Source organism: Paraburkholderia nemoris, assembly GCF_905221015.1.
Taxonomy (GTDB): Bacteria; Pseudomonadota; Gammaproteobacteria; order Burkholderiales; family Burkholderiaceae; genus Paraburkholderia; species Paraburkholderia nemoris.
This window is the reverse complement of sequence record NZ_CAJNBO010000001.1, coordinates 338,387-359,220: the sequence shown is the minus strand read 5'-3', so window position 1 is coordinate 359,220 and position 20,834 is coordinate 338,387. Positions and strand designations below refer to the sequence as shown.

The following is a 20,834-nucleotide window of genomic DNA, read 5'->3' as shown; positions in this document are numbered from 1 at the left end:
ACTCGGCTACGTTGTCTATCAAAGATAGTGATTTTCGCATCGCGTGCCACTTGTTTATTTCCGATTCATGGTATCGGCCGAAGTGAGCTTTGACCTCGGCGCGCGCTCTGCCGAGGATTTCCGGCGTGCAGTGGTTTAGCATCGTCACAATCAGTTGTACCCGCATGGGTATCTGGCGTTGGGTCTGACTCAGGAGATTCAGTTCGAATGGCGGCAGCTCGAATTCCGGCAGGATTCGGACCAGCCTGCCCACTGCGAGCGCATCGACACAGGCCGGCTCTTCCAGCACTCCGATGCCGGCGCCCGAAAGAATCATTTCATACATGGGCCGCCAATGACTGGTCCTGACCGCAGTACGGATCGGCGCGCTCTCCACAACGGTCGCCATGTGCCTGAGCGGCAACTGATCGGTGCCGAACATGCTCTGAACCCGAATGAACGGATGCTTGACCAGCTCAGATGGCTCGGTGATCGGACCGTGCTGGCTGAGATAGCCTGGCGCGGCAACAAGAACGCGCCCAACCTGCCCCAGTTGACGGGCAATGAACGCCCCTTCCCCGAGTTGCCCAAGACGAAACGAAATATCGACGCCCTCCGTCACGAGGTCCACGATCCGGTCGTTCAGGACCAGTTCCAGATCCAGCTGTGGATAGCTTGTCCGCACCAGCGTCAACGCTTCCGGCACGACCGTCTCGCCAAAGCAATGGGGCGCCGCGATGCGAATCGTTCCCTTGAGACCCTGCTCGTCGCTCGACACCTCAGCGACCGCCTGTTCCACGGCGTGCAGAATCCTCTTGCTACAGTTGTAGAAGGTGACGCCTTCGGGCGTGCGATTGAAAGCGCGTGCGCTACGGCGCAGGAGCCGGCAGCCAAGGTACTTCTCCAGCCGCTCGATGCGTTCGCTCGCGGCCGGCTGTCCGATATTGAGGTCCCGTGCCGCGCCGGAGATACTCCCACGCTCAACCACCCTGACGTAGATGCGCATGGCTTCGAGCAGATTCACCGCACCCCACCTCCATTCGCAATGCGAATTATCTGGCGCAGCCTTTCTTGCTGCGATAGACAGCCTTGAACGGATGGTAACGATATGGCAGGAGAATAAAAGGCCGTCAGGTCCGATATGAAGTATCGAATGAGAAACAGAGATTTACGACAAAACAATGTCGAACCTTATCGGCACATGATCTCGCCTGACGCCGCTTGGTACCTTGCCGGCCAGCCAGCATGCAAAACGCAATTGGGTCGCCCGTCTGGCTTCGGGATGCAGCATTCGGACTCAGCCCGATCCTTTGCACTGTTTCCATAATGTGCCTGGGCGGTATAACATCTCTGGACGCATAGTTGAACATCGACAATGTCACGTATATCTGCGCACCTCCTGATGACGAAGCAACGCTTAATGTGTACTTGCGGCGACTGCTGCAGCACACGTACTTCATTCATCCGGACGAAAAATTTGCGCGCGCCTTAGACAGATGATCGCGAAGGCGGAAAGACATTCGCTCCATTCCCGGAATCAATAACGGTTCATCAATATTCAATCCGATGCCCAAAGACACCCCAGAATCGCAAGCCGTCTGTAATGACATCACACGTAGCGCGATCTTCATCGTCGCGACCCTCGCGCCCGGCCAGGAGCCCGCGGAACAGGTGCGGGCGTGGTGCGGGGACGTTGCCGCCCTGGTGCGCTCGGTCGGCAAGCGCGTCCCCTCCGGTAATCTGTCGTGCGTGGTCGGCTTTGGCTCCGACGTGTGGGACACCTTGTTCGGCGTCCCGCGCCCGGCGAGCCTGCATCCGTTCCGCGAATTCGGAGCAGGCGAACGCCGCGCGGTGAGTACGCCGGGGGACATCCTGCTGCACATCCGCGCGGATCAGATGGATCTCTGCTTCGAGCTCGCCACCCAGCTGACAGGACGGCTCGGTACGGCAGTCTCGGTCATCGAGGAAGTCCACGGTTTTCGCAACTTCGATCTGCGCAGTATGGTGGGCTTTGTCGACGGCACCGAGAATCCGCAGGGTCGTGAGGCCGTCGATTTCACCCGCATCGGTGACGAGGACCCGGAGTTCGAGGCCGGCAGTTATGTCATCGTGCAGAAGTACCTGCACGACATGACCGGCTGGAACGCGCTTTCCGTCGAGACCCAGGAGCGCATTATCGGCCGCACGAAACTGGCCGATATCGAGCTCGACGAAGCGGTCAAACCGTCATGCTCACACAGCTCGCTCACCACGATCACCGCGAACGGCGAGGAAGTGAAAATCCTCCGCGACAACATGCCGTTCGGCCGCCCCGGCATGGGCGAGTTCGGCACCTACTTTATCGGTTATGCGCGTTCGCCCGAGCCTATCGAGCAGATGATGGAAAACATGTTCGTCGGGCGGCCACCGGGCAACTACGACCGGCTGCTCGATTACAGCCGCGCGGTCACGGGCAACCTCTTCTTCATCCCCTCGGCCACCTTGCTCGAGGCGCTCGCAGATCGCGATCCGCAAGCGGCCGCCGCCGTTGTCGAGCAACCGTCCGAACCGTCTTCATCCGCCGAGCCGCGTCACGACGGCTCGCTGAATATTGGCTCTCTCAAGGGAATCTCTCAACATGAATAATCTGCATCGCGAGCTTGCCCCCATCTCCCGTGCCGCCTGGTCGCAGCTCGAAGACGAAGTGGCTCGCACGTTCAAGCGCAGCGTCGCCGGCCGTCGAGTGGTCGATGTCAAGGGTCCTGGCGGAACCGAACTGTCCGGCGTCGGCACGGGGCATCAGATCGCAATCGCCGCGCCGCAGCAGGGCGTCGTGGCGAAGCTGGCTGAGGTGAAGAGCCTCGTTCAGTTGACCGTGCCGTTCGAGCTGCAGCGCGAAGCGATCGACAGCGTCGTGCGCGGTGCGAAAGATGCCGACTGGCAGCCCGCAAAGGAAGCAGCCAAGCAGCTCGCCTATGCCGAAGATCGCGCGATTTTCGATGGATATAAGGCTGCAGGCATTGGCGGGCTTCGCGAAGGCTCGTCGAATCCGTCGCTCACGCTGCCGGCCGACGTCAGCGATTATCCGAACACAATCAGCAACGCGCTTGAGGAGCTGCGGCTTGCCGGCGTCGACGGGCCCTATTCCGTGCTGCTCGGGGCCGACGCATATACAGCGCTCGGCGAGGCGCGCGATCAGGGCTATCCGGTGATCGAGCACATCAAGCGCATCGTGAACGGGGACATCATCTGGGCGCCCGCGCTTGCCGGCGGCAGCGTGCTGTCCACGCGTGGCGGCGACTTCGAGTTACATCTTGGCGAAGAACTGTCGATCGGATACGTGAGCCATACCGATACCGTAGTGCGCCTCTATCTGTGCGAGACGCTGACATTCATGATGCTGACGAGCGAAGCGTCGGTGTCGTTGACGCAGGCAGAGTAAGCGCCTTCCGATTCCTGCTATCGGTTGCCGGGGGTTGCCAGATCTCCCGGCATCGGCCATCGTTGCACGTTCAGGCCCGCAACGATGGCGTTAGAAGTGCGGACACATCATCGCCGGGAACTACTTCCAGGCGACTCGTCACTTCGCCGTAGTCGACGCGCGCCCTCTCGAGGATTTCCGACGTGCACTTTCTCAACATCGTCACCATCATCCGTACCCGTGGCGGCACCGGACGTTGCGCCTGAATCAGTACGTTCAGGTCGAAGGGCAGCACCTCGAATTCCGGCAGTATGCGCACGAGCCTGCCCTCTGCAAGTGCATCGACGCATGCCGGCTCTTCCAGCACCCCGATGCCGGCGCCGGACAGAATCATTTCATACATCGGCCGCCAATGACTGGTCTTGATTGCGGTACGGATCGACGCGCTCTCCACGATGTTCGCCATGTGCCTGAGCGGCAATTGATCGGTGCCGAACATGCCCTGGACCCGAATGAACGGATGCTTGACCAGTTCAGACGGGTCGGTGATCGAACCATGCTGACGCAAGTAGCCTGGCGCGGCGACGAGAACACGCCCAACCTGCCCCAACTGACGGGCAATGAACGCCCCTTCGCCAAGTTGCCCAAGACGAAACGAAATATCGACACCTTCCGTCACCAGGTCGACGATCCTGTCGTTCAGGACCAGTTCCAGATCCAGTTGCGGATAGGCTGCGCGCACCAGGGTCAATGCTTCCGGCACGACCGTCTCGCCAAAGCAATGAGGCGCCGCGATGCGGATCGTTCCCTTGAGATCCTGCGCGTCGTTCGACACTTCCGCGACCGCCTGCTCCACGGCGAGCAGAATCGCTTTGCTACGCTCGTAGAACGTGACGCCTTCGGGCGTGCAATTGAAAGCGCGTGCGCTACGGAGCAGGAGCCGGCAGCCGAGGTATTTCTCCAGCCGCTCGATACGTTCGCTTGTGGCCGGCTGCCCAATATTGAGGTCCCGTGCCGCGCCGGAAATACTCTCGCGCTCAACCACCCTGACGTAAATCCGCATGGCTTCTAGCAGATTCATAGTGCCCAACCTCCCTTTGTACCGATCTCGCGTGATTCGAACCAGTTTTTACGCATCGAAAGGCCCCTGCGAGGCAGCCTGGCAATGCGTATTCGATGGAGAACAGGTTAAGGCCGGGCTATCAGTCGCTGAGTGCACACATCGGGCCGACTCGGGTCAGTACAGTTCTGCTACGCTCCCTGCACCGGGCGGCGGCATGGCGAGGCGAGCGCATGCAGGCCGGCGGAGAGGCCGATACAACGTGCCGCTGCGGAACGCTAAGGGAATCGTCCGATGAATCTCTACGAGAAGCTGGCCGATGACATCGAGAAGCTGATCCGGCAAGGCGTGTACGCGCATGGCGAACGCCTCCCATCGGTACGGCAGACCAGCCAGCAGCATCGGCTCAGCGTGACGACTGTCATCCGCGCCTATTTGCTGCTCGAAAGCCGTGGCTTGCTGACGGCGAGGCCTCAGTCGGGCTATTTCGTCAACTTCCGGGGTGACGGGGGTGAACGCAAGACGCTCGAACTCCGGCCATCGAAGCCGATTCCGATTTCGTCGCCGGTCGACGTCAGCCGGCTGGTGCTGTCCACCTTGCGCTCGATCGGTGTCGACGATGCCGTGCCGCTCGGTTCGCCCTACCCCGACCCTGGCCTCTTTCCCTTCGAAAGGATCAATCGCTACGCCTACGACGCGGGACGCGGCAAGACGCGCTGGGGCGTGACCGACGCGCTGCCGCCCGGCAATGCGGCCCTTGTGCGCCAGATCGCGCGGCGCTACCTCGAGAACGGCATGGCCGTCGATCCGAACGAGATCATCATCACGGTCGGCGCGACTGAAGCGATCAATCTGTGCCTGCAAGCGGTCGCGAAGCCCGGCGACGTGATCGCGGTCGAGTCACCGACGTTCTACGCGATGCTCCATGCGATCGAACGGATGGGCATGAAAGCGATCGAGGTGTCGACGCATCCGGAGCATGGCATCGATATCGAAGCGCTCGCCGCCATCGTGGAGTCGCAGACCATCACGGCCTGCATGGTCATGCCGAACTTCCAGAATCCGCTGGGTTTTCTGATGCCCGACGAACGCAAGCGCGAACTCGTGGAATTCCTCACGAAGCAGGACATTCCGGTCATCGAGAACGGGGTCTACAACGAGCTTCACTATGACAACACGCACCCCAGCACGTTGAAGTCATTCGACACGAAGGGGCTGGTGCTGCACTGCGGGTCGTTTTCGAAGACCCTCACGGCAGCCTACCGGATTGGCTGGGCGCTGCCGGGCCGATATCGCGATCAGGTGGAGAAACTCAAGTTCCTGAATACGCTGACCTCTCCGTCGATTCCGCAAATGGCGATTGCGGAATTCCTCGAGCGCGATGGCTATGAGCATCATCTGCGAAGGGTTCGCAGAGCGTATGCGCAGCAGGCCAATCTGATGAAGGCGACCGTCTCGCGTTTCTTTCCTGAAGGCACCCGCATGTCCAACCCCGCCGGCGGATATGTGCTGTGGATCGAGCTGCCGCCCAAGGTCGATGCCATGCGGCTCTATAACCTCGCGCTCGAGCAAGGTATCACCATCGGACCGGGCTACATGTTTTCGGTCTCGGAGACGACCTATCGGAACTTCATCCGCCTCAATTACAGCAGTCCTTGGTCAAGCGAGATCGAACAGGCGGTGATTACTGTGGGCAAGCTCGTCGCGATGTGCGCCAGGTAGCGGCTCGATTGGGATCTTGAAGGCAGGAACCTCAGCCCCCCGTCACCGGCGGAAAGAACGCGATTTCGCTGTCCTCGCGTACGACAAAGGTGTCGGCGACCATCTCGTGATTGACGGCTGTGCGAAGCGGCCGGCCCACGCGCAGGGCCTCGGCCATCCGCTCGTCTCTCGACGCGAGCCTGACCCGCAGGGAGTCAACGGGAAGTTCGAGCGCGTCTACGTGCACGATCTCCTGCGAGATGCCGAGTTGTTCGCGAACGCTAGCGAAGTATCTGATGGTGAGTTTCATTCGTTTGTTCCTGTTGCCTGCGCGATGTGGGCGCATGATCTGAGCGAATCGCGCATCAACCCCACCGCAGCATCGCCTGTTCGTCGCGCGTCTTGGCCTCGACCCATCTGACTTCGCCGTCACGGCGGATTTCCTTCTTCCACAGCGGTGCATGGGCTTTCAGGAAGTCCATCAGGAATTCGCACGCGTCGAATGCCGCCCTGCGATGCGGCGCGGCGACCACGACGAGCACCACCGCCTCGCCAAGCGCGACGTGGCCCACCCGATGCACGATCTTCACCGCCTCCAGGTGCCATCGTGCGATGGCTTCTTCGACGATGCTGCTGAACGACTGCTCGGTCATCCCCGGATAGTGCTCAAGCTCGAGTGCGACCACGTCGTCGAAATCGCCGCAATGACGCACCACGCCGAGGAAGTTCACGATGGCGCCCACGTTGGGATTGCGCGTGACCGGCATGATCTCCGACTGGATGTCGATCGGCTGAAGCTGGACCCGCACTTCGAAGCCCGACGCGATGGTGGCCTGAACAAGCGCAGGATCGCTTGCACGCTTGCCGGCATGCGCCGCGTCAAGCTGTACGCGATCGCTGGGCGACGGTGTGGTCATGGCAGAACTCCGGTCTGTGTCTGCTTCGCAAGGACTCGTCAGGCCTCAACCGCCGACCAGCGACATGCGGACCGTGGGATAGGCTTTCCCCGATCCTGACCTGCGCGGTGTCGAACGGAGCTCGGAGTAGCGATCGTCGCGCTGGGTCCACCGGCTGCGCACGACGCCAGCCAGTTGCTCGACTGAAGCGGCCTCAGTGAGCCAGGCCTTAAGGTCCGTGCCATGTGTGGCGAAAAGACAGGAATAAAGTTGACCGTCGGCCGATACACGGGCGCGCGAACACGACCCGCAGAACGGCTGGGATACGCTCGCGATGAAGCCGACTTCGCCTGTGCCGTCGGCATGGCGATAGTTGACGGCGGTGCCCGTCTGTTCACGAACCACGACAGGAACGAGAGGAAACGCCGATCCGACGATGTCACGCGTCTCGCGCGCCGTGATCACTTTCGTGTTCGACCAGCCGCCCGCGCCGCCAACGTCCATGAATTCGATGAAGCGCACGGCCACGCCGGTGCCCTTGAACTGCCGCACGAGCGGGAGGATCTGGCTGTCGTTGACACCTCGCTCGATAACGGCGTTGACCTTAACCGGGTCAAGTCCCACCGCGCGCGCGGCCTCGATCCCATCCAGGATCTGCGACACAGGCATGTCGACGTCACTCATCCGGCGGAATATGGCATCGTCCACCGCGTCGAGGCTCACCGTCACGCGACCGAGGCCGGCGTCACGCAACGAACGCGCCTTTGCGGCAAGCAGGGAGCCATTTGTCGTCAGCGCGAGCTCCAGCGGTTTGCCGCCGGGTGTGGTCAGTTTCGCGAGTTGCTCGATCAGGGATTCGAGTCCACGCCGCAGGAGCGGCTCGCCGCCCGTGATGCGGATTTTCTCGACCCCGAGCAGCGCGAACGCTTTCGCGAGCTTGACCATCTGTTCGAACGACAGGCGTTCCGAAGACGGCAGGAAGCGGTAGTCTGCGCCAAAGGTCTCCCGCGGCATGCAGTACGTACAGCGGAAATTGCATTGATCGATGACGGACAGGCGTAAGTCCCGCAGTGGACGATCAAGCGTGTCGAGCGTAGTCGTGACAGCACCGGCGGATACGCCATGGCGGGATTCTGTGTCGGCGAGTATGGGCTGGTGGACGATGTTCACGATCTATCCGAAGGTGGGCGGCGGGATGTGGCGTTGGCGGCAGTCGACCTTGTCTGACCGGGACGGCCGCCGGTCCGTCAATGACCTGCTGGCAGGATAGTGCGTCGGGGCCGCCCTCGGGACGCACAGTCTGTGCCGAATTTCAGGAGCACAGTTCGCGCGCCGTATCGGGTGCGACGGCGAGGCTGACGCACATCCTGCTGAGCAAGCTGTGCAAGGATGCGTCGAAGAGCGCACCCTAAGTCAACTGGTACGCGCGCACCGGTACGACCTCTTCGGGAAGTTCGCAGCCGCAAAGCTCGAGAATCGATCGTTCGATGTTGCGGGTCATAGCATCAAGCGCCAGCGCATTCGGCGCGACTGTAAAAGGCTCGGCGACTTCGCTAGCGATCGCTTCGAGCGCAATGAGCGTATAGGAAATGAAAACGCAAAGAAGCGGTGTGAAGAACTCCGTCGAATCGACCAGACCGAACGGCAGCAAAACGCAATAGGCATAGACGGTGCGGTGCAGCAACACACTGTAGGCAAATGGAATGGGCGTCGATGCGATCCGTTCACACCCTCCCACCGTCTTTCCCAATTCGTTGATCTGCGCGTCCAGCATCCAGAGCTGGGTATCCGACATCAAGGCCCGAACTTGCAGATCGGCAAAGTCGCGACGAAGCTCATTGAGCAGCGCGGTCGGTTTGTAGCAGGTGTGCTGCAATGCCTCTGTGCGCGTGCGTCCGAGAAAGCGAACGAGATCGGAAGTCGGGTCGGTCCCGCGCAGTTGATGCTTCAACGCGTACACACTCGCAATCAGCGTATGAGCCATTTGAACGTGGTGATCGCTCCGCGGCACGTAACACAGCATCTGCGAAGTCAACGCGCGCGCCGAGATCAGGATGCTGCCCCAAAGATGACGCGCCTCATTGAACCGCTCGTAACTCGCGTTATTGCGGAACGCCAGGAAGATCGCAAGCGCCAGGCCGAATAATGTGAACGGAGCCGTATTAAGTGGGATCTTCTCGCCGAAAATGCGCCCTTGCGTCACGACAGCAAGACTGCTGACCGCGGCCATAAAAACCAACTGCGGAATAATCGACTGCAACACGGAACCGTTCCAGACAAACAGCAGCCGGAACCAGTTCTGCCCTGGCCTCACAATCATAATGTGCTCTTCTAATGGTCAGACTGCGCCGTCACCCTCAGTGGTAACCGGCATCCCCTTCGCGCACCTTGCCCCGGAACACGCGATACTGCATGACGTTGTAGACAAGGATGATCGGCAGCACGATCACCGTGCCGACCAGCGCAAACAACTGGCTCGAGTGGCTCGACGAGGCTTCCCAGATCGTCAGCGACGGCGGAACGATGTTCGGCCAGATGCTGATGAGCAGGCCGCTATAGCCGAGAAAGCACAGCGCGAGCGTGAGCAGGAACGGCGTCGCCTCGTGCTTCTGGCGAAGCGAACGGAAGACGCCCCACACACAGGCGACGACAAGAATCGGCACCGGCAGGAACCAGCCGAGATTGCCGCTTCCGAACCAGCGATGTGCGACCGCCGGCAAGCCGATTACCGTCCATAGACTCACGACGACCATCACCCCGAGCAGGATGCTCACGAGCGGCCGCATCACGTCGCGCATCTTGCGCTGCAATTCGCCATCCGTCTTCAGGACAAGCCAGCCGCAACCTAGCGTCGCATACGTGGTAAGGACGCCGATTCCGCAGAACAGGCTGAACGGCGAGAGCCAGTCGAACGCGCCGCCGGCAAAGCGGCCATCGACGATCTTGATGCCCTGCAGCAGCGACCCCAGCACGATGCCCTGGCAGAGCCCCGCGAGCGCGGAACCGCCAATGAAGGCGAGGTCCCACGCATGCTGGGTCCTGACGGCCTTGGCGCGCAGTTCGAAGGCCGCCCCGCGGAAGATCAGGCCGATCACCATCAGGATCAGCGGGAGATAGTTCGCCGGCAGCAGCGTCGAATAGACCACCGGGAACGCCCCGTAAAGCCCGGCGCCGCCAAGCACGAGGAATGTCTCGTTACCGTCCCAGACCGGCGCGATGGTATTGAGCATCACTTGCCGGTCGCCCTTTTCCTCGAAAAACGGAAACAGCAGGCCAATGCCGAGATCGAAGCCGTCCAGCATCACGTAGATAAAAACGCCGAGTCCGATGATCGCGGCCCACACAACAGGAAGATCGATTTGCATGGCGTCACTCCCCTTCCAGTGCGTCCAACGGACGATTACGCAGGACCGGATGTCGGCGTGAATCGCGGCGCTCGACGTGCTCTTCAGGTCCGCGCTTCATCATCTTCATCATGTAGTAGAAGCCCATGCCGAACACGAGGAAATACACCAGCACAAAAATCAGCAAGGAAACGCCGACCTGCTGGGAACTGACCGGCGAGACAGAGTCCACTGTGCGCAGGACACCGTAGACCGTCCACGGTTGACGGCCGACCTCGGTCGTTACCCACCCCGCCAATAGCGCGAGGATTCCGGAAGGCCCCATGCACAGGACGAAACGCTGATACCAGCGTGTCTCGTAGAGACGGCCACGCACTCTGAGCAGCAGACCAAGCAGCGCGGTCAATAGCATCAACATGCCGAGACCCGCCATGATCCGGAAAGTCCAGAATACGATCGGCGAATACGGACGGTCCTCGGGCGGAAACTCTTTCAGGCCGCGAATCTCGCCATCCCAACTGTGCGTCAGAATCAGGCTGCCCAGATGCGGTATCTGGATCGTGTATCGCGTCACTTCCGCATCCATGTCGGGCAGGCCGACCAGGTTGAGCGCGGTACCGCCGTGCTCGGTTTCCCATAGGCCTTCGATTGCCGCGATCTTGGCCGGCTGATATTTGCGCGTGTTGAGTCCGTGCGCATCGCCGACGAAAATCTGTATCGGCGTCAGGAAAAGCAGAATCCACAGCGCCATCGAAAAACTACGCGTAACGGGTTTGTCGCGCCGGCCCTGCAACAGATGCCACGCACCGCACGCGGCAACGATGAAGCCCGCGACGATGAACGCGGCAATCGTCATATGCGCGAGGCGATACGGAAACGAAGGATTGAAAATCACCTTCATCCAGTCGACCGGTACGATCCGGCCGTTCTCGACAGCGAATCCTTGCGGCGTCTGCATGAAGCTATTCGACGCGAGAATCCAGAACGTGGAAATGAGCGTGCCCACCGCAACCATCAGCGTGGCAAAGAAGTGCGCGCGTGGACTGACGCGTTGCCAGCCAAACAGCATGACGCCGAGAAAACCCGCCTCGAGAAAGAATGCGGTCAGCACTTCGTAAGTCAGAAGCGGCCCCGTGACGTTGCCGGCCACGCTGGAAAAGCCACTCCAGTTGGTGCCGAACTCGTAAGCCATCACCACGCCCGAGACCACCCCCATACCGAAGCCGACCGCGAAGATCTTCGACCAGAACTGGAACATCTCCTTGTAGGCAACGTCGCCGGTGAGCAGCCAGCGCCATTCCAGCACCGCGAGGAAACTCGCCATGCCGATACTGATCGCGGGAAAAATAATGTGAAATGAAACCGTAAACGCAAACTGCAACCTGGCAAGGTGGAATGCATCGAAGATTTCCATAATTGATCAATGGCTCCAGGTGACAACCGCATTTGCGTAAAACGGCGTTCACGCCCGCTATCCTGCAGGCCGGTCAACTGGACGCGTAGGTCCGGTTGATCGACCCGTCATCGCTCAAAGTCAGGCTTGTGCCGAGCGCACAACATGAACCGGAACAGACTTGTACGAAGGCGTGCCGCTCTCCTTATCGATGAAGTCGAGCGGCACCAGTACATTCGCTTCAGGATAGTATGCCGCCACTGAACCCGGTGCGATGTTATAAGCAATTACCGTTATTTTCTTCAAGCTTCGCTGCCTGCCCGCTGAAATCGTTTCAATGTCGACCAGATCGCCGTGCTCGAGTCCACGTGCGGCAAGATCGTCTTCGTTCATAAACAGCACGTCACGCCGGCCGAACACGCCCCGGTAACGATCGTCCATGGCGTAGATGGTTGTGTTGTACTGGTCATGGCTGCGGATCGTGATGAGTCGCAGCACATTTTCAGCGCCGAAAACGTCTGCATCTTCCTTCACCCCGCCGTACACCGAGAACATCGCCTTGCCTGACGGCGTGGGCCACACGCGTTCGGTCGGAGGAAGCGGCATACGGAATCCTCCGGGCACCCTGATTCGGGCATTGAATGCCTCGAATCCCGGCACAGTTTGTTCGATCAGGTCCCGAATCTTGTCGTAGTCGGCAACCAGATCCGACCATGCCACCTTACTGTTCGGCAACGCAGCTTTCGCAATACCGGCGACGATCGCCGGTTCGGAGAGCAAGTGTTCGGAAGCAGGCTTCAGCTTGCCTGAAGAAGCGTGGACCATCGACATGGAATCCTCGACCGTAATGGATTGCCGGCCGGTCGCCTGGATATCCAGTTCCGTGCGTCCCACAACAGGCAGCACGTACGTTTCCTTTGCCACCAGCAGGTGCGAACGATTGAGCTTGGTACCGAGATGAACGCTCAGATCAAGCTTGCCCATTGCCGGAAAGCACTGCTCGGAATCGGGTAACGCAACCGCGAAGTTTCCACCCAGGCAAATCAGGGCCTTGGCCGTACCGTCGATCATCGCCTGCATCGCCTGGACAGCATCGTGTCCGTGCGCCGCTGGCGGCGTGAAGCCGAATACATTTTCGATCTGCTTGAGGAAGGTAGCGGACGGTTTTTCGGTGATACCCACCGTACGATTCCCCTGCACGTTGGAATGCCCGCGCAGCGGACAGATGCCTGCGCCGGGCTTGCCGATGTTGCCGCGCAATAACAACAAATCCGCAATCAGACGAACATTGGCGGTGCCTTTGTTGTGCTGGGTAACACCCATGCCATACGTGACAATCGTCGCATTCGATTTTGCATAGGCAATCGCAACCTCGTCGATATCCTCGCGCGTGAGTCCACTGGCCTTTTCGATATCGTCCCATGACGTCGCTTCCAGATCGGCGGCAAACGCGTCGAACCCCTGGGTATGCGTGGCAATGAACTCGTGGTCTAGAACCGTATTGCCCTGTTCCGCGTCCATCTGCAGGAGCGCCTTCATGATGCCTTTGAGCGCGGCGGCATCTCCACCGGCATCGAGCTGAAAATAGGTCGACGCAATTCGGGTGGACGCGAAGGTCGCCATTTCGAAAACGCTCTGCGGATCGGCGAAACGCTCCAGCGCGCGCTCGCGCAGCGGATTGAACACGATGATCGGCACGTTGCGCCGCGAGCATTCGTGGAGTGTCCCCATCATGCGGGGATGATTCGTGCCCGGGTTGTGCCCGATAGAGAGAATGAGTTCGGTCTTGTCGAAATCATCCAGCGATACCGTGCCTTTGCCGATCCCGATCGACTGGGGCAAGCCAACGCTGGTTGGCTCGTGGCACATGTTCGAGCAATCCGGGAAATTGTTGGTGCCATATTCTCGCGCAAACAACTGAAAGAGGTAGGCGGCCTCGTTCGACGCTCTGCCTGAGGTATAAAACTCGGCTTCGTCGGGCGAGGACAAGCCGCGCAGCACTTCACCAATGCGAGCAAATGCGTCCTCCCATTCAACCGCCCGGAATTTGTCGGTGGCGCGGTCGTAGACGAGCGGATGCGTCAACCGGCCTAGATCCTCCAGTTCGTAATCCGTTCGTTGCAGCAGCGACGACACCGTATTGTTCTCGAAGAACTCCGGCGTCACCCGCTTGGTCGTCGCTTCCCATGTGACCGCTTTGGCGCCGTTCTCGCAGAACTGGAACGTGGACTTGTGCTCCTTGTCCGGCCAGGCGCAACCCGGACAATCGAAGCCATCAGGCTGATTGGTCCGCATCAATGTGATCGGCGCCTCGATGCTTTCCATTTGGGTTCGGACAGCCTGGGCTGTCGCGCGGAGCGCGCCCCAGCCGCCAGCGGGTCCGTCATACGGTCGGATTCCAGGCACTTCGCGTCGTGTGGTCATTTGAAACTCCATGGCCTTCATTAGGATGCCTGATAGCCATCCGGATTGAGGATACGTCGCATCGCGGCATAAAGCGTGGATACGGATTCAGTCTAGCTGGGTTGATACGCTGCGAAAGGTACAGATCGACCCGCGGCCGGCGTGCACAGTACACACAGTACGTGTGCGGTCACACCGCCTGTATCGCCCAGGCTGGGACCCCGCACACCGTCGGCAATGACGTAGCGGTGGCTCCCAGCTGGTTATGCACCTCATTGCTTCGAGTGAGCGCTTTCCGTTTCCTCGGGGCTGCTGGCCTCTTTGGACGGTTTCTTCTTCGCACGTCCGTTGCTACCCTTCGCGCCCGTTGCCTTGGGCGTGGATGGCGCCTCGCTCTTGCTGAACTTCACTTTGCCGCTATCCTTGTCGTAACTGACATCGACGGTGTCGCCCGACTTCAGGACGTCGCCAAGCATCTCCTTCGCAAGCCGCGTTTCCAGTTCCTGGCGAATCTGGCGCTTCAACTCGCGTGCACCGAACTCCGGCCGGTAACCAGCATCGGCGAGGTGATCGACAACCGATTCGTCTATCTTGAGGGTAATGTCCTGTGCAGCGGCAGTGCGCACGACCCGTTCGAGTTGGATCTGCACGATCGAGCGGATGTTGTCGCGCGAGAGCCCGTGGAAGACGATGATCTCGTCGATCCGGTTCAGGAACTCGGGCCGGAAGTGGCCCTTGAGCACGCCCATCAATTCCTCGCGAATTGCTTTCTCGGCCTGGCGGTCTCCCTCGGGTTTTTCGAGGTTGTCCATGATGATCGATGCGCCGAGGTTGCTCGTCGCAATGATGATCGTGTTGCTGAAGTCCACCACGCGGCCCTTGCCGTCGGTCAGCCGCCCGTCGTCGAACACCTGCAGCAGCACGTTGTACACGTCGGGGTGCGCCTTCTCGATCTCATCAAGCAGGATCACGCTGTAAGGACGCCGCCGCACGCGCTCGGTCAGCTGGCCGCCCTCGTCGTACCCGACGTAGCCCGGAGGGGCCCCGATCAACCGCGCGACCGAGTGACGCTCCATGTACTCGGACATGTCGATACGAACAACCGCCTGCTCGTCGCCGAACACCGTTTCTGCCAGTGCCTTCGCAAGTTCGGTCTTGCCGACGCCCGTCGGTCCGAGGAACAGGAACGTCGCGATCGGCCGGTTCGTCTGGCCGAGTCCGGCACGTGACAGGCGCACGGCGTCGCTCACGGCAATCACCGCGTCGTCCTGGCCGACCACGCGTTCGCGCAGCTTCTTTTCCATATCCAGCAGCTTCTGGCGCTCTTCCTGCGTCAGTTCCGTGACCGGAATGCCGGTAAGACGCGACACCACTTCAGCGATTGACTCCACGGTCACTTCGAGCGTCTCTGAGCCGGTCTTGCGCTGCCATGCCTCCATCTGCTCGTCGAGTTTCGCCTGCTTTTCGCCGATAGTTGCCTCGAATGCCTTCGCTTCATCGAAGCGTTTGCGCGAGGAGGCATAATCCTGCTCGCGCTTCGTCTGCGCGATTTCGGCTTCGAGTTCCTGGATGGCTGCGGGACGCGAGGTCGCACCGATGCGCACGCGAGCTGCCGCCTGGTCAATCAGATCGATGGCCTTGTCAGGCAAAAAGCGCGATGTAATGTAGCGATCCGACAGCTCGGCTGCCGCCACGAACGCATCGTCGGCGAACGTCACCTGGTGGTGTGCTTCAAGCTTGTCGCGCAGGCCACGCAGGATGACGATGGTCTGCTCGACCGTCGGCTCCGGCACTAACACCGGCTGGAAGCGCCGCTCGAGCGCCGCATCTTTTTCAATGTACTTCTGATACTCGTTGAGTGTCGTTGCGCCGATCAGACTGAGTTCGCCGCGCGCAAGCGCAGGCTTGAGCACGTTCGCTATATCGAGGCCGCCCTCGCCCCCGCCTTGCCCCGCGCCCACGATCGTGTGCAGTTCGTCGATGAACAGAATCAGTTCGTCCTTCTTGGCTGTGACTTCATCGATCAGTTGCTTGGCGCGCTCCTCGAATTCGCCGCGATACTTCGCGCCTGCCACCATCGAGTTGATGTTGACTTCGACAAGCCGCTTGCCGCGCAGCACTTCAGGCACGTCGCCGTTGATAATCCGTTGCGCCAGCCCTTCGACGATCGCCGTCTTGCCAACACCTGGCTCGCCAATCAGCACGGGGTTGTTCTTCTTGCGCCGCGCGAGCACCTCGATCGTGCTTTCGATTTCCTGCGCACGGCCGAGCACCGGGTCGAGCTTGCCCTGACGCGCCATGGCCGTAAGGTCGCGCCCGAACTTGTCAAGGTTGGGCGTGCCGGTTGGCGTGTCGACACGACCGTCCTCCGCCCCTTTGCCCACGACTTTTACGACCTTCTGTCGCAACGCCTCCGGCGTCACGCCATATTTCTTCAGCAGTGTGCCCGCGATACTGTCCGGCACGGCAGCAAGCCCAATGAGCAGATGTTCCGGCCCGACGTATGAATGCCCGAGATCGCGCGACGCCTGGAACGCATACTGGAACGCCTTTTTCAAACGAGGCGATATGGTCATCTTGTCGACCGGTGAGTCAGGATCGCCCTTTCCCTTCTGCGCATGCTGATCGATGTAAGCCTTGATGTCCTGCGGGGAGAGCTTGAGTTCCTTCAGCAATGCCGCGCACACATCGGTGTCCGCTAGCACGTACAGCAAGTGTTCTGTGTCGAGCTCGTTACGGCCAAGCTCGTGTGCTTTTTCCGCGGCGCGCTGTAACAATTCGAGCGTCTGCTCGCTGAAAGCATCGGTGGCGTCGACCGATTCACGCGGCACTTCGGCGTATCCAGCATCATCTTCCTCGTCCCCGCCCTCCATGCCGCCGAAAAAGCGCGACAGGCCTCCGCCTCCCAGCAGTGAATCGAATGGGTTCTGCATGCTTTGATGTCGCATCAATTGCCGATAGTCGTAGTCGCAGATCGATAAGGACTTCCGCTCGCCGTTTTGCACAACGGTTACACGGGCGACAGCGGGACGGGCATTACAGATTTCGCAGAGAGCTGGCATCGGGAGTCACCTTTTCGGTTAAGGCATCCGGCTACGTAAAAGGTTATGGGGCGCGGTCACATGAGTTGCGAAGGCTTGACGGGCTTCGACAACATGTTGATTAGCATAACGAACCCCTGAATCCGTCATTGGATTCTATGAGGGGCTTGTGAAGAATGGAACATTGGTTTTTCCGATGATAGGCATTGGCGCAATCTGCCAGCGGCACCTCATGGAACAGGATTTCGCGGCCCGGCTTCAGGACCGCATCACGGCGTTTTCTGACATCACAGCGGCGTTGGACGCCCTCATTTGCCGGTCTCGCGACGGCTCTGCTCTTCAACAGTCAGGATCGCTTCCGGGGCGACTTCGAGCCGGGCTTTTGGTATCGGGTCACCACTCTCATCGGAGAGGCCGTAAGTCCCCTCGTCGATCTTCTGCAGCGCTCGCTCGATATCGATGATGCGCTGGTCGTTCACGTCGTGCAGCGCCTGGTTGACCTCGTTTTGCGCCATGCTCTGCGCCTCGTCCTCGAACTCGTGCGCTTCGTCGCCGTGCTGTTCCTCGTCCGTTCGCTCGTCCGCGATCGTATTCTCCTCTCCACCCAACAGTTCCTGGCGTAACGCGAGGAGGCGCTTGCGCTGCTGCGCGATGAACTCGTCACTCAACGTACCCTGCTGCTCCGACATGGTTCTCTCCCTCGCCCTATATCAGGCGACAGCGCGCTTTCAGCCAGCCTAAGGCAAGAATAGTACTAATTTGTAGAGATCAAAGTGCTATGTCGCGATCAGGCACCCAACTCCTGAAACGCATGGCCGTTCGCCTCAAGCCCCTTCAGAATGTCTGGCGTCAGCTCGCTTTGCCACACGTGTCCATTGAGTTGCCAGTCACTTGTGTCGACGAGGTCGGGGAGGCCCGCTCCCGTGCGCACATAGAGACCGAGTGTCGGCTTCTTCAGGTTGATGTAGAAATCGAATTCCTGCTGCATGGCAGCACCTCATGCGAAATACGGAGAATCAACTATCGTCGACGTTGTCCGCATAGTGGTCGATAGCGACTTTGCATTCGTCCACAACGACCTGAAGGAAGGCGGGCTCATTTCTTTCAACCCATCGTTCCACATGGAGAAAGCGCGCCGTTCCCAGATCGGCAATGCGCGCCTGATCCGAGGTCGTGACATCGACTGTGACGATCCCCCGATTACCCTGCAGAGGTGAAATCGTTGCGGCGATCTGGAACCGCCGGTATGAAAATTCATTCTGTGCCATGAAACCTCCCGTCAACCGAAAAGTTTGAGCCTCACCATTCCTTTGTACCCAAAGTCTATGAGCAAGTCATGTTCATGTGAACATAGGTTTCTCCGATGCTAGATATTGGTGAAATACACCTACCGGTTTATCACTTAACCTCAATAATCCGCGTGTCGGACTGCTGGAGTTGCGGCATGATGACGCTAGAAGAGAAGCCCTCACGCCGCGTTGCGGGCGGATATCGATCATGACCGCTGCAAAGGAGAGAACGATGCCAACACGCACTGTTTCTTACGGCGAATTCGAAATCGCCGTGCGCCCTGAGCGCAACAAGCTCGGCGCCTGGATCGCAAGTGTGAGTGTGAGTCACGGCACCCGAACAGTCGTCGATATTCGTCCCATGACCGTTCAACCCGAGTGGCTAACCGAAGAAGAGGCAGCAAGAGACGGGGTCGAATGGGGATGCCGGTTTATCGATCGCGAGTTCAACACGCCGCCGTCGCGCTCCTGGGTTGCCGAGCGCTCTCATGCGGAAACCTGGTTCCGTGATGCCGAAGAATCGGGTAGCTCGGAAACCAGCGTGTAGATAACACGTCAACACAGAAACCCTGCGAGGCCACGATCCGTGGCCTCGCAGGGTTAAGTGTGTGAAGGCCGTTCAGTGTCGCCGCAGGTGTGCCTCGATTTCCCGGGCATTGAGCGTCGACAGATCCTCGCTGGTTTGCTCGAATATCAATCGACGGGTTTCCTCGCTGAGATCCGCTTTGACCATGCCGAGAAACTTCGGCTCGATGGCAAGTCTTAGCCGATTGTAGAGTTGATGGAGCCGCCCTGCCTCCAGATACGCGGCAACGCGCTTCGCGAATTTCTCGCGATCCTTTTCCGTCAGCATCGTGCCGGTATATTCAGTGTTGATGAGACTTTCTTTTTCATGCAAGTCGAGTGTGAGCCCGGGCGTCTGGAAAACACGCGCACGGCCTCCGTCAGCCACAACAAGCCACGTCATTCCGATCATCATGCACCTCTAAGCAGGGATTTATCTGCGTCTACGGCATCCGTTCTGACTGCTCACCTCCGTCCTCACCGAAAACCGCGACCGCCAACTGCTGCGTCAATAATCATCCGTGGTCCGAACGGCGTTCACTCACGATAGCAGTTCGGAGCCACCGCGCCCATGGTCGATTTACCGATTCATAGTATAGGTCTTAAAGTTCACGACGACGCCTCCCGTGCGTATCCGCAGCGGCTTCCGGTTTGGCCGGGAGGCACGCATATCCCATACCCGAATTGCGGGTCTCTGGCTTACTAGTTAGAAATTGAAGTTGTCGATATTGCTTGAGTCGAACGTGGTCGGCGGTCCAAGAATGATTTCGCCTTGCGGTCCGATCGTGCGCTTGCCGAGCTTGCCGGCATCAAACGATTCGCCTTCCTTGCCGGCAATCGTCCCCGAGGACAGCGCCGCCGCCGCATAAGCCGCCAGATAGCCGAGCTGATTCGGATCCCACAACTGGAACGCCTTGACGGTTCCATTCTTCACGAACGCACGCATCTGATTCGGCGTGCCCAAGCCGGTCACCTGTACCTTACCCTTGCTCGACGACGACGAGATATAACGCGCCGCCGCCGCAATGCCCACCGTGGTCGGCGCGACGATCGCCTTCAGATTCGGATACGCCTGCAGCAAGCCTTGCGTTTCGACGAATGACTTCTGGTCGTCGTCGTTACCGTACGCGATCTTCACGAGCTTGATCTTCGAGTACTCGGGTTTCTTCAACTCCTCCTGCATCCACTTGATCCACGTATTCTGATTCGTCGCGTTCGGCGTGGCCGACAGCACGGCAAACTCGCCCTCGCCGCCCATCAGTTTCGCGACCAGTTGGATCTGGCCCCGCCCGATACCCTCGGCGTTCGCCTGGTTGACGAAAAGCTGACGGCCTTCAGGCGCCGTGTCCGAATCGAAGGTCACGACCTTGATGCCTTGCGACATCGCTTTCTTCAGATACGGCACGACCGCGTTCGCGTCGTTGGCCGCGATCACGATTGCGTCCTGCCGCTGCGTAATTAGCGTGTTGATGTATTGCACTTGCGACGATGCGCCCGCATCCGACGGTCCCACGACCTTGCCCACCCCGTTGAATTCCTTGATCGCGGCCATGCCGCCGTCGTCGGCAATCACTTCATAGGGGTTGTTGATCTGCTTCGGCACGAAGGCAATCTTCAGACCACTTTTCAGGCCCGCTGCGGACGCGGCACAACTGATCGCGACTAGCGCAATGCAAAGCGCGGTCTTGCCGGTGTGACGTAGAGGATTGAACATGAGGTGTCTCCTGCTTTGTTGTTGGACGGCATGCTGTCCGGGTTGTCGGT

Annotated in this window: 18 protein-coding genes and 1 pseudogene; 4 read left to right on the top strand and 15 right to left on the bottom strand. The window is 59.7% G+C overall.

Annotated features, from left to right (window positions below; all coding sequences use genetic code 11):
- Nucleotides 1-112: 112 nt before the first annotated feature.
- A pseudogene (locus KHO33_RS01585) lies at nt 113-1,003 on the bottom strand (LysR family transcriptional regulator); the annotation flags it as partial.
- 542 nt (nt 1,004-1,545) lie between these two features.
- Here KHO33_RS01585 and KHO33_RS01580 point away from each other — a divergent pair.
- Together KHO33_RS01580 and KHO33_RS01575 are read left to right on the top strand one after the other, a co-directional pair.
- Nucleotides 1,546-2,604, top strand: a complete 1,059-nt coding sequence (locus tag KHO33_RS01580) for a Dyp-type peroxidase (protein ID WP_200561898.1) — start codon at nt 1,546-1,548, stop codon at nt 2,602-2,604.
- Complete coding sequence (locus KHO33_RS01575) at nt 2,597-3,400, top strand: family 1 encapsulin nanocompartment shell protein (protein WP_200561899.1); 804 nt, start codon at nt 2,597-2,599, stop codon at nt 3,398-3,400. The genes KHO33_RS01580 and KHO33_RS01575 overlap by 8 nt, the downstream gene beginning before the upstream one ends.
- Nucleotides 3,401-3,470: 70 nt before the next feature.
- Here KHO33_RS01575 and KHO33_RS01570 read toward each other — a convergent pair whose 3' ends face one another.
- The gene (locus KHO33_RS01570) at nt 3,471-4,460 is read right to left on the bottom strand and encodes a LysR family transcriptional regulator (protein WP_200561900.1); all 990 of its coding nucleotides are present in this window, start codon (nt 4,458-4,460) and stop codon (nt 3,471-3,473) included.
- Between the two features lie 273 nt (nt 4,461-4,733).
- On the opposite strand from KHO33_RS01570, the gene KHO33_RS01565 reads away from it, so the two are divergent.
- Entirely contained in the window at nt 4,734-6,161 is a 1,428-nt protein-coding gene (locus tag KHO33_RS01565; RefSeq protein WP_200561901.1) for an aminotransferase-like domain-containing protein, read from the top strand.
- Nucleotides 6,162-6,192: 31 nt separating this feature from the next.
- On the opposite strand, the gene KHO33_RS01560 is transcribed toward KHO33_RS01565, so the two are convergent.
- The 11 genes from KHO33_RS01560 to KHO33_RS01510 form a co-directional block, all read right to left on the bottom strand.
- A complete protein-coding gene (locus KHO33_RS01560) occupies nt 6,193-6,450 on the bottom strand; it encodes a MoaD/ThiS family protein (protein ID WP_200561902.1) in 258 nt (85 codons plus the stop codon).
- A 55-nt stretch (nt 6,451-6,505) separates the two neighbouring features.
- Entirely contained in the window at nt 6,506-7,057 is a 552-nt protein-coding gene (locus KHO33_RS01555; RefSeq protein WP_128576383.1) for a molybdenum cofactor biosynthesis protein MoaE, read from the bottom strand.
- Between the two features lie 45 nt (nt 7,058-7,102).
- Entirely contained in the window at nt 7,103-8,206 is a 1,104-nt protein-coding gene (moaA, locus tag KHO33_RS01550; RefSeq protein WP_200561903.1) for a GTP 3',8-cyclase MoaA, read from the bottom strand.
- Between the two features lie 238 nt (nt 8,207-8,444).
- Entirely contained in the window at nt 8,445-9,356 is a 912-nt protein-coding gene (locus KHO33_RS01545) for a bestrophin family protein (RefSeq protein WP_054036000.1), read from the bottom strand.
- Between the two features lie 37 nt (nt 9,357-9,393).
- Complete coding sequence (cydB, locus tag KHO33_RS01540; RefSeq protein WP_054035999.1) at nt 9,394-10,401, bottom strand: cytochrome d ubiquinol oxidase subunit II; 1,008 nt, start codon at nt 10,399-10,401, stop codon at nt 9,394-9,396.
- 4 nt (nt 10,402-10,405) lie between these two features.
- Nucleotides 10,406-11,794 carry a cytochrome ubiquinol oxidase subunit I gene (locus tag KHO33_RS01535; protein ID WP_054035997.1) on the bottom strand — a complete coding sequence of 463 codons (1,389 nt, stop codon included), beginning with the start codon at nt 11,792-11,794 and terminating at the stop codon, nt 10,406-10,408.
- Between the two features lie 120 nt (nt 11,795-11,914).
- Nucleotides 11,915-14,197: an FdhF/YdeP family oxidoreductase gene (locus KHO33_RS01530; RefSeq protein ID WP_200561904.1), complete on the bottom strand. Its 2,283-nt coding sequence runs from the start codon at nt 14,195-14,197 to the stop codon at nt 11,915-11,917.
- A gap of 251 nt (nt 14,198-14,448) precedes the next feature.
- Nucleotides 14,449-17,238 carry an ATP-dependent Clp protease ATP-binding subunit gene (locus KHO33_RS01525; protein WP_200561905.1) on the bottom strand — a complete coding sequence of 930 codons (2,790 nt, stop codon included), beginning with the start codon at nt 17,236-17,238 and terminating at the stop codon, nt 14,449-14,451.
- Nucleotides 17,239-17,525: 287 nt separating this feature from the next.
- Nucleotides 17,526-17,906, bottom strand: a complete 381-nt coding sequence (locus KHO33_RS01520) for a TraR/DksA family transcriptional regulator (protein ID WP_200561906.1) — start codon at nt 17,904-17,906, stop codon at nt 17,526-17,528.
- Between the two features lie 98 nt (nt 17,907-18,004).
- Nucleotides 18,005-18,205 (bottom strand): hypothetical protein, encoded by a 201-nt coding sequence (locus tag KHO33_RS01515; RefSeq protein ID WP_054035989.1) that lies wholly within the window; start codon nt 18,203-18,205, stop codon nt 18,005-18,007.
- 28 nt (nt 18,206-18,233) lie between these two features.
- Complete coding sequence (locus KHO33_RS01510; protein ID WP_200561907.1) at nt 18,234-18,485, bottom strand: hypothetical protein; 252 nt, start codon at nt 18,483-18,485, stop codon at nt 18,234-18,236.
- Between the two features lie 253 nt (nt 18,486-18,738).
- On the opposite strand from KHO33_RS01510, the gene KHO33_RS01505 reads away from it, so the two are divergent.
- Nucleotides 18,739-19,053 (top strand): DUF6566 family protein, encoded by a 315-nt coding sequence (locus tag KHO33_RS01505; RefSeq protein ID WP_054035985.1) that lies wholly within the window; start codon nt 18,739-18,741, stop codon nt 19,051-19,053.
- Between the two features lie 72 nt (nt 19,054-19,125).
- Here the strand turns inward: KHO33_RS01505 and KHO33_RS01500 are convergent, their stop codons facing one another.
- Both KHO33_RS01500 and rhaS read right to left on the bottom strand, forming a co-directional pair.
- The gene (locus KHO33_RS01500) at nt 19,126-19,485 is read right to left on the bottom strand and encodes a host attachment protein (RefSeq protein WP_234475510.1); all 360 of its coding nucleotides are present in this window, start codon (nt 19,483-19,485) and stop codon (nt 19,126-19,128) included.
- A gap of 291 nt (nt 19,486-19,776) precedes the next feature.
- Entirely contained in the window at nt 19,777-20,784 is a 1,008-nt protein-coding gene (rhaS, locus tag KHO33_RS01495) for a rhamnose ABC transporter substrate-binding protein (RefSeq protein WP_054035983.1), read from the bottom strand.
- Between the last annotated feature and the right edge of the window lie 50 nt (nt 20,785-20,834).

What these genes read in the sequence shown, in the direction of transcription:
- KHO33_RS01580 (WP_200561898.1), top strand. Translation starts at nt 1,546, where the DNA reads ATGCCCAAAGACACCCCAGAATCGCAAGCCGTCTGTAATGACATCACA.
- KHO33_RS01575 (WP_200561899.1), top strand. Translation starts at nt 2,597, where the DNA reads ATGAATAATCTGCATCGCGAGCTTGCCCCCATCTCCCGTGCCGCCTGG.
- KHO33_RS01570 (WP_200561900.1), bottom strand. Translation starts at nt 4,460, where the DNA reads ATGAATCTGCTAGAAGCCATGCGGATTTACGTCAGGGTGGTTGAGCGC.
- KHO33_RS01565 (WP_200561901.1), top strand. Translation starts at nt 4,734, where the DNA reads ATGAATCTCTACGAGAAGCTGGCCGATGACATCGAGAAGCTGATCCGG.
- KHO33_RS01560 (WP_200561902.1), bottom strand. Translation starts at nt 6,450, where the DNA reads ATGAAACTCACCATCAGATACTTCGCTAGCGTTCGCGAACAACTCGGC.
- KHO33_RS01555 (WP_128576383.1), bottom strand. Translation starts at nt 7,057, where the DNA reads ATGACCACACCGTCGCCCAGCGATCGCGTACAGCTTGACGCGGCGCAT.
- KHO33_RS01545 (WP_054036000.1), bottom strand. Translation starts at nt 9,356, where the DNA reads ATGATTGTGAGGCCAGGGCAGAACTGGTTCCGGCTGCTGTTTGTCTGG.
- cydB (WP_054035999.1), bottom strand. Translation starts at nt 10,401, where the DNA reads ATGCAAATCGATCTTCCTGTTGTGTGGGCCGCGATCATCGGACTCGGC.
- KHO33_RS01535 (WP_054035997.1), bottom strand. Translation starts at nt 11,794, where the DNA reads ATGGAAATCTTCGATGCATTCCACCTTGCCAGGTTGCAGTTTGCGTTT.
- KHO33_RS01530 (WP_200561904.1), bottom strand. Translation starts at nt 14,197, where the DNA reads ATGACCACACGACGCGAAGTGCCTGGAATCCGACCGTATGACGGACCC.
- KHO33_RS01525 (WP_200561905.1), bottom strand. Translation starts at nt 17,238, where the DNA reads ATGCCAGCTCTCTGCGAAATCTGTAATGCCCGTCCCGCTGTCGCCCGT.
- KHO33_RS01520 (WP_200561906.1), bottom strand. Translation starts at nt 17,906, where the DNA reads ATGTCGGAGCAGCAGGGTACGTTGAGTGACGAGTTCATCGCGCAGCAG.
- KHO33_RS01515 (WP_054035989.1), bottom strand. Translation starts at nt 18,205, where the DNA reads ATGCAGCAGGAATTCGATTTCTACATCAACCTGAAGAAGCCGACACTC.
- KHO33_RS01510 (WP_200561907.1), bottom strand. Translation starts at nt 18,485, where the DNA reads ATGGCACAGAATGAATTTTCATACCGGCGGTTCCAGATCGCCGCAACG.
- KHO33_RS01505 (WP_054035985.1), top strand. Translation starts at nt 18,739, where the DNA reads ATGCCAACACGCACTGTTTCTTACGGCGAATTCGAAATCGCCGTGCGC.
- KHO33_RS01500 (WP_234475510.1), bottom strand. Translation starts at nt 19,485, where the DNA reads ATGATGATCGGAATGACGTGGCTTGTTGTGGCTGACGGAGGCCGTGCG.
- rhaS (WP_054035983.1), bottom strand. Translation starts at nt 20,784, where the DNA reads ATGTTCAATCCTCTACGTCACACCGGCAAGACCGCGCTTTGCATTGCG.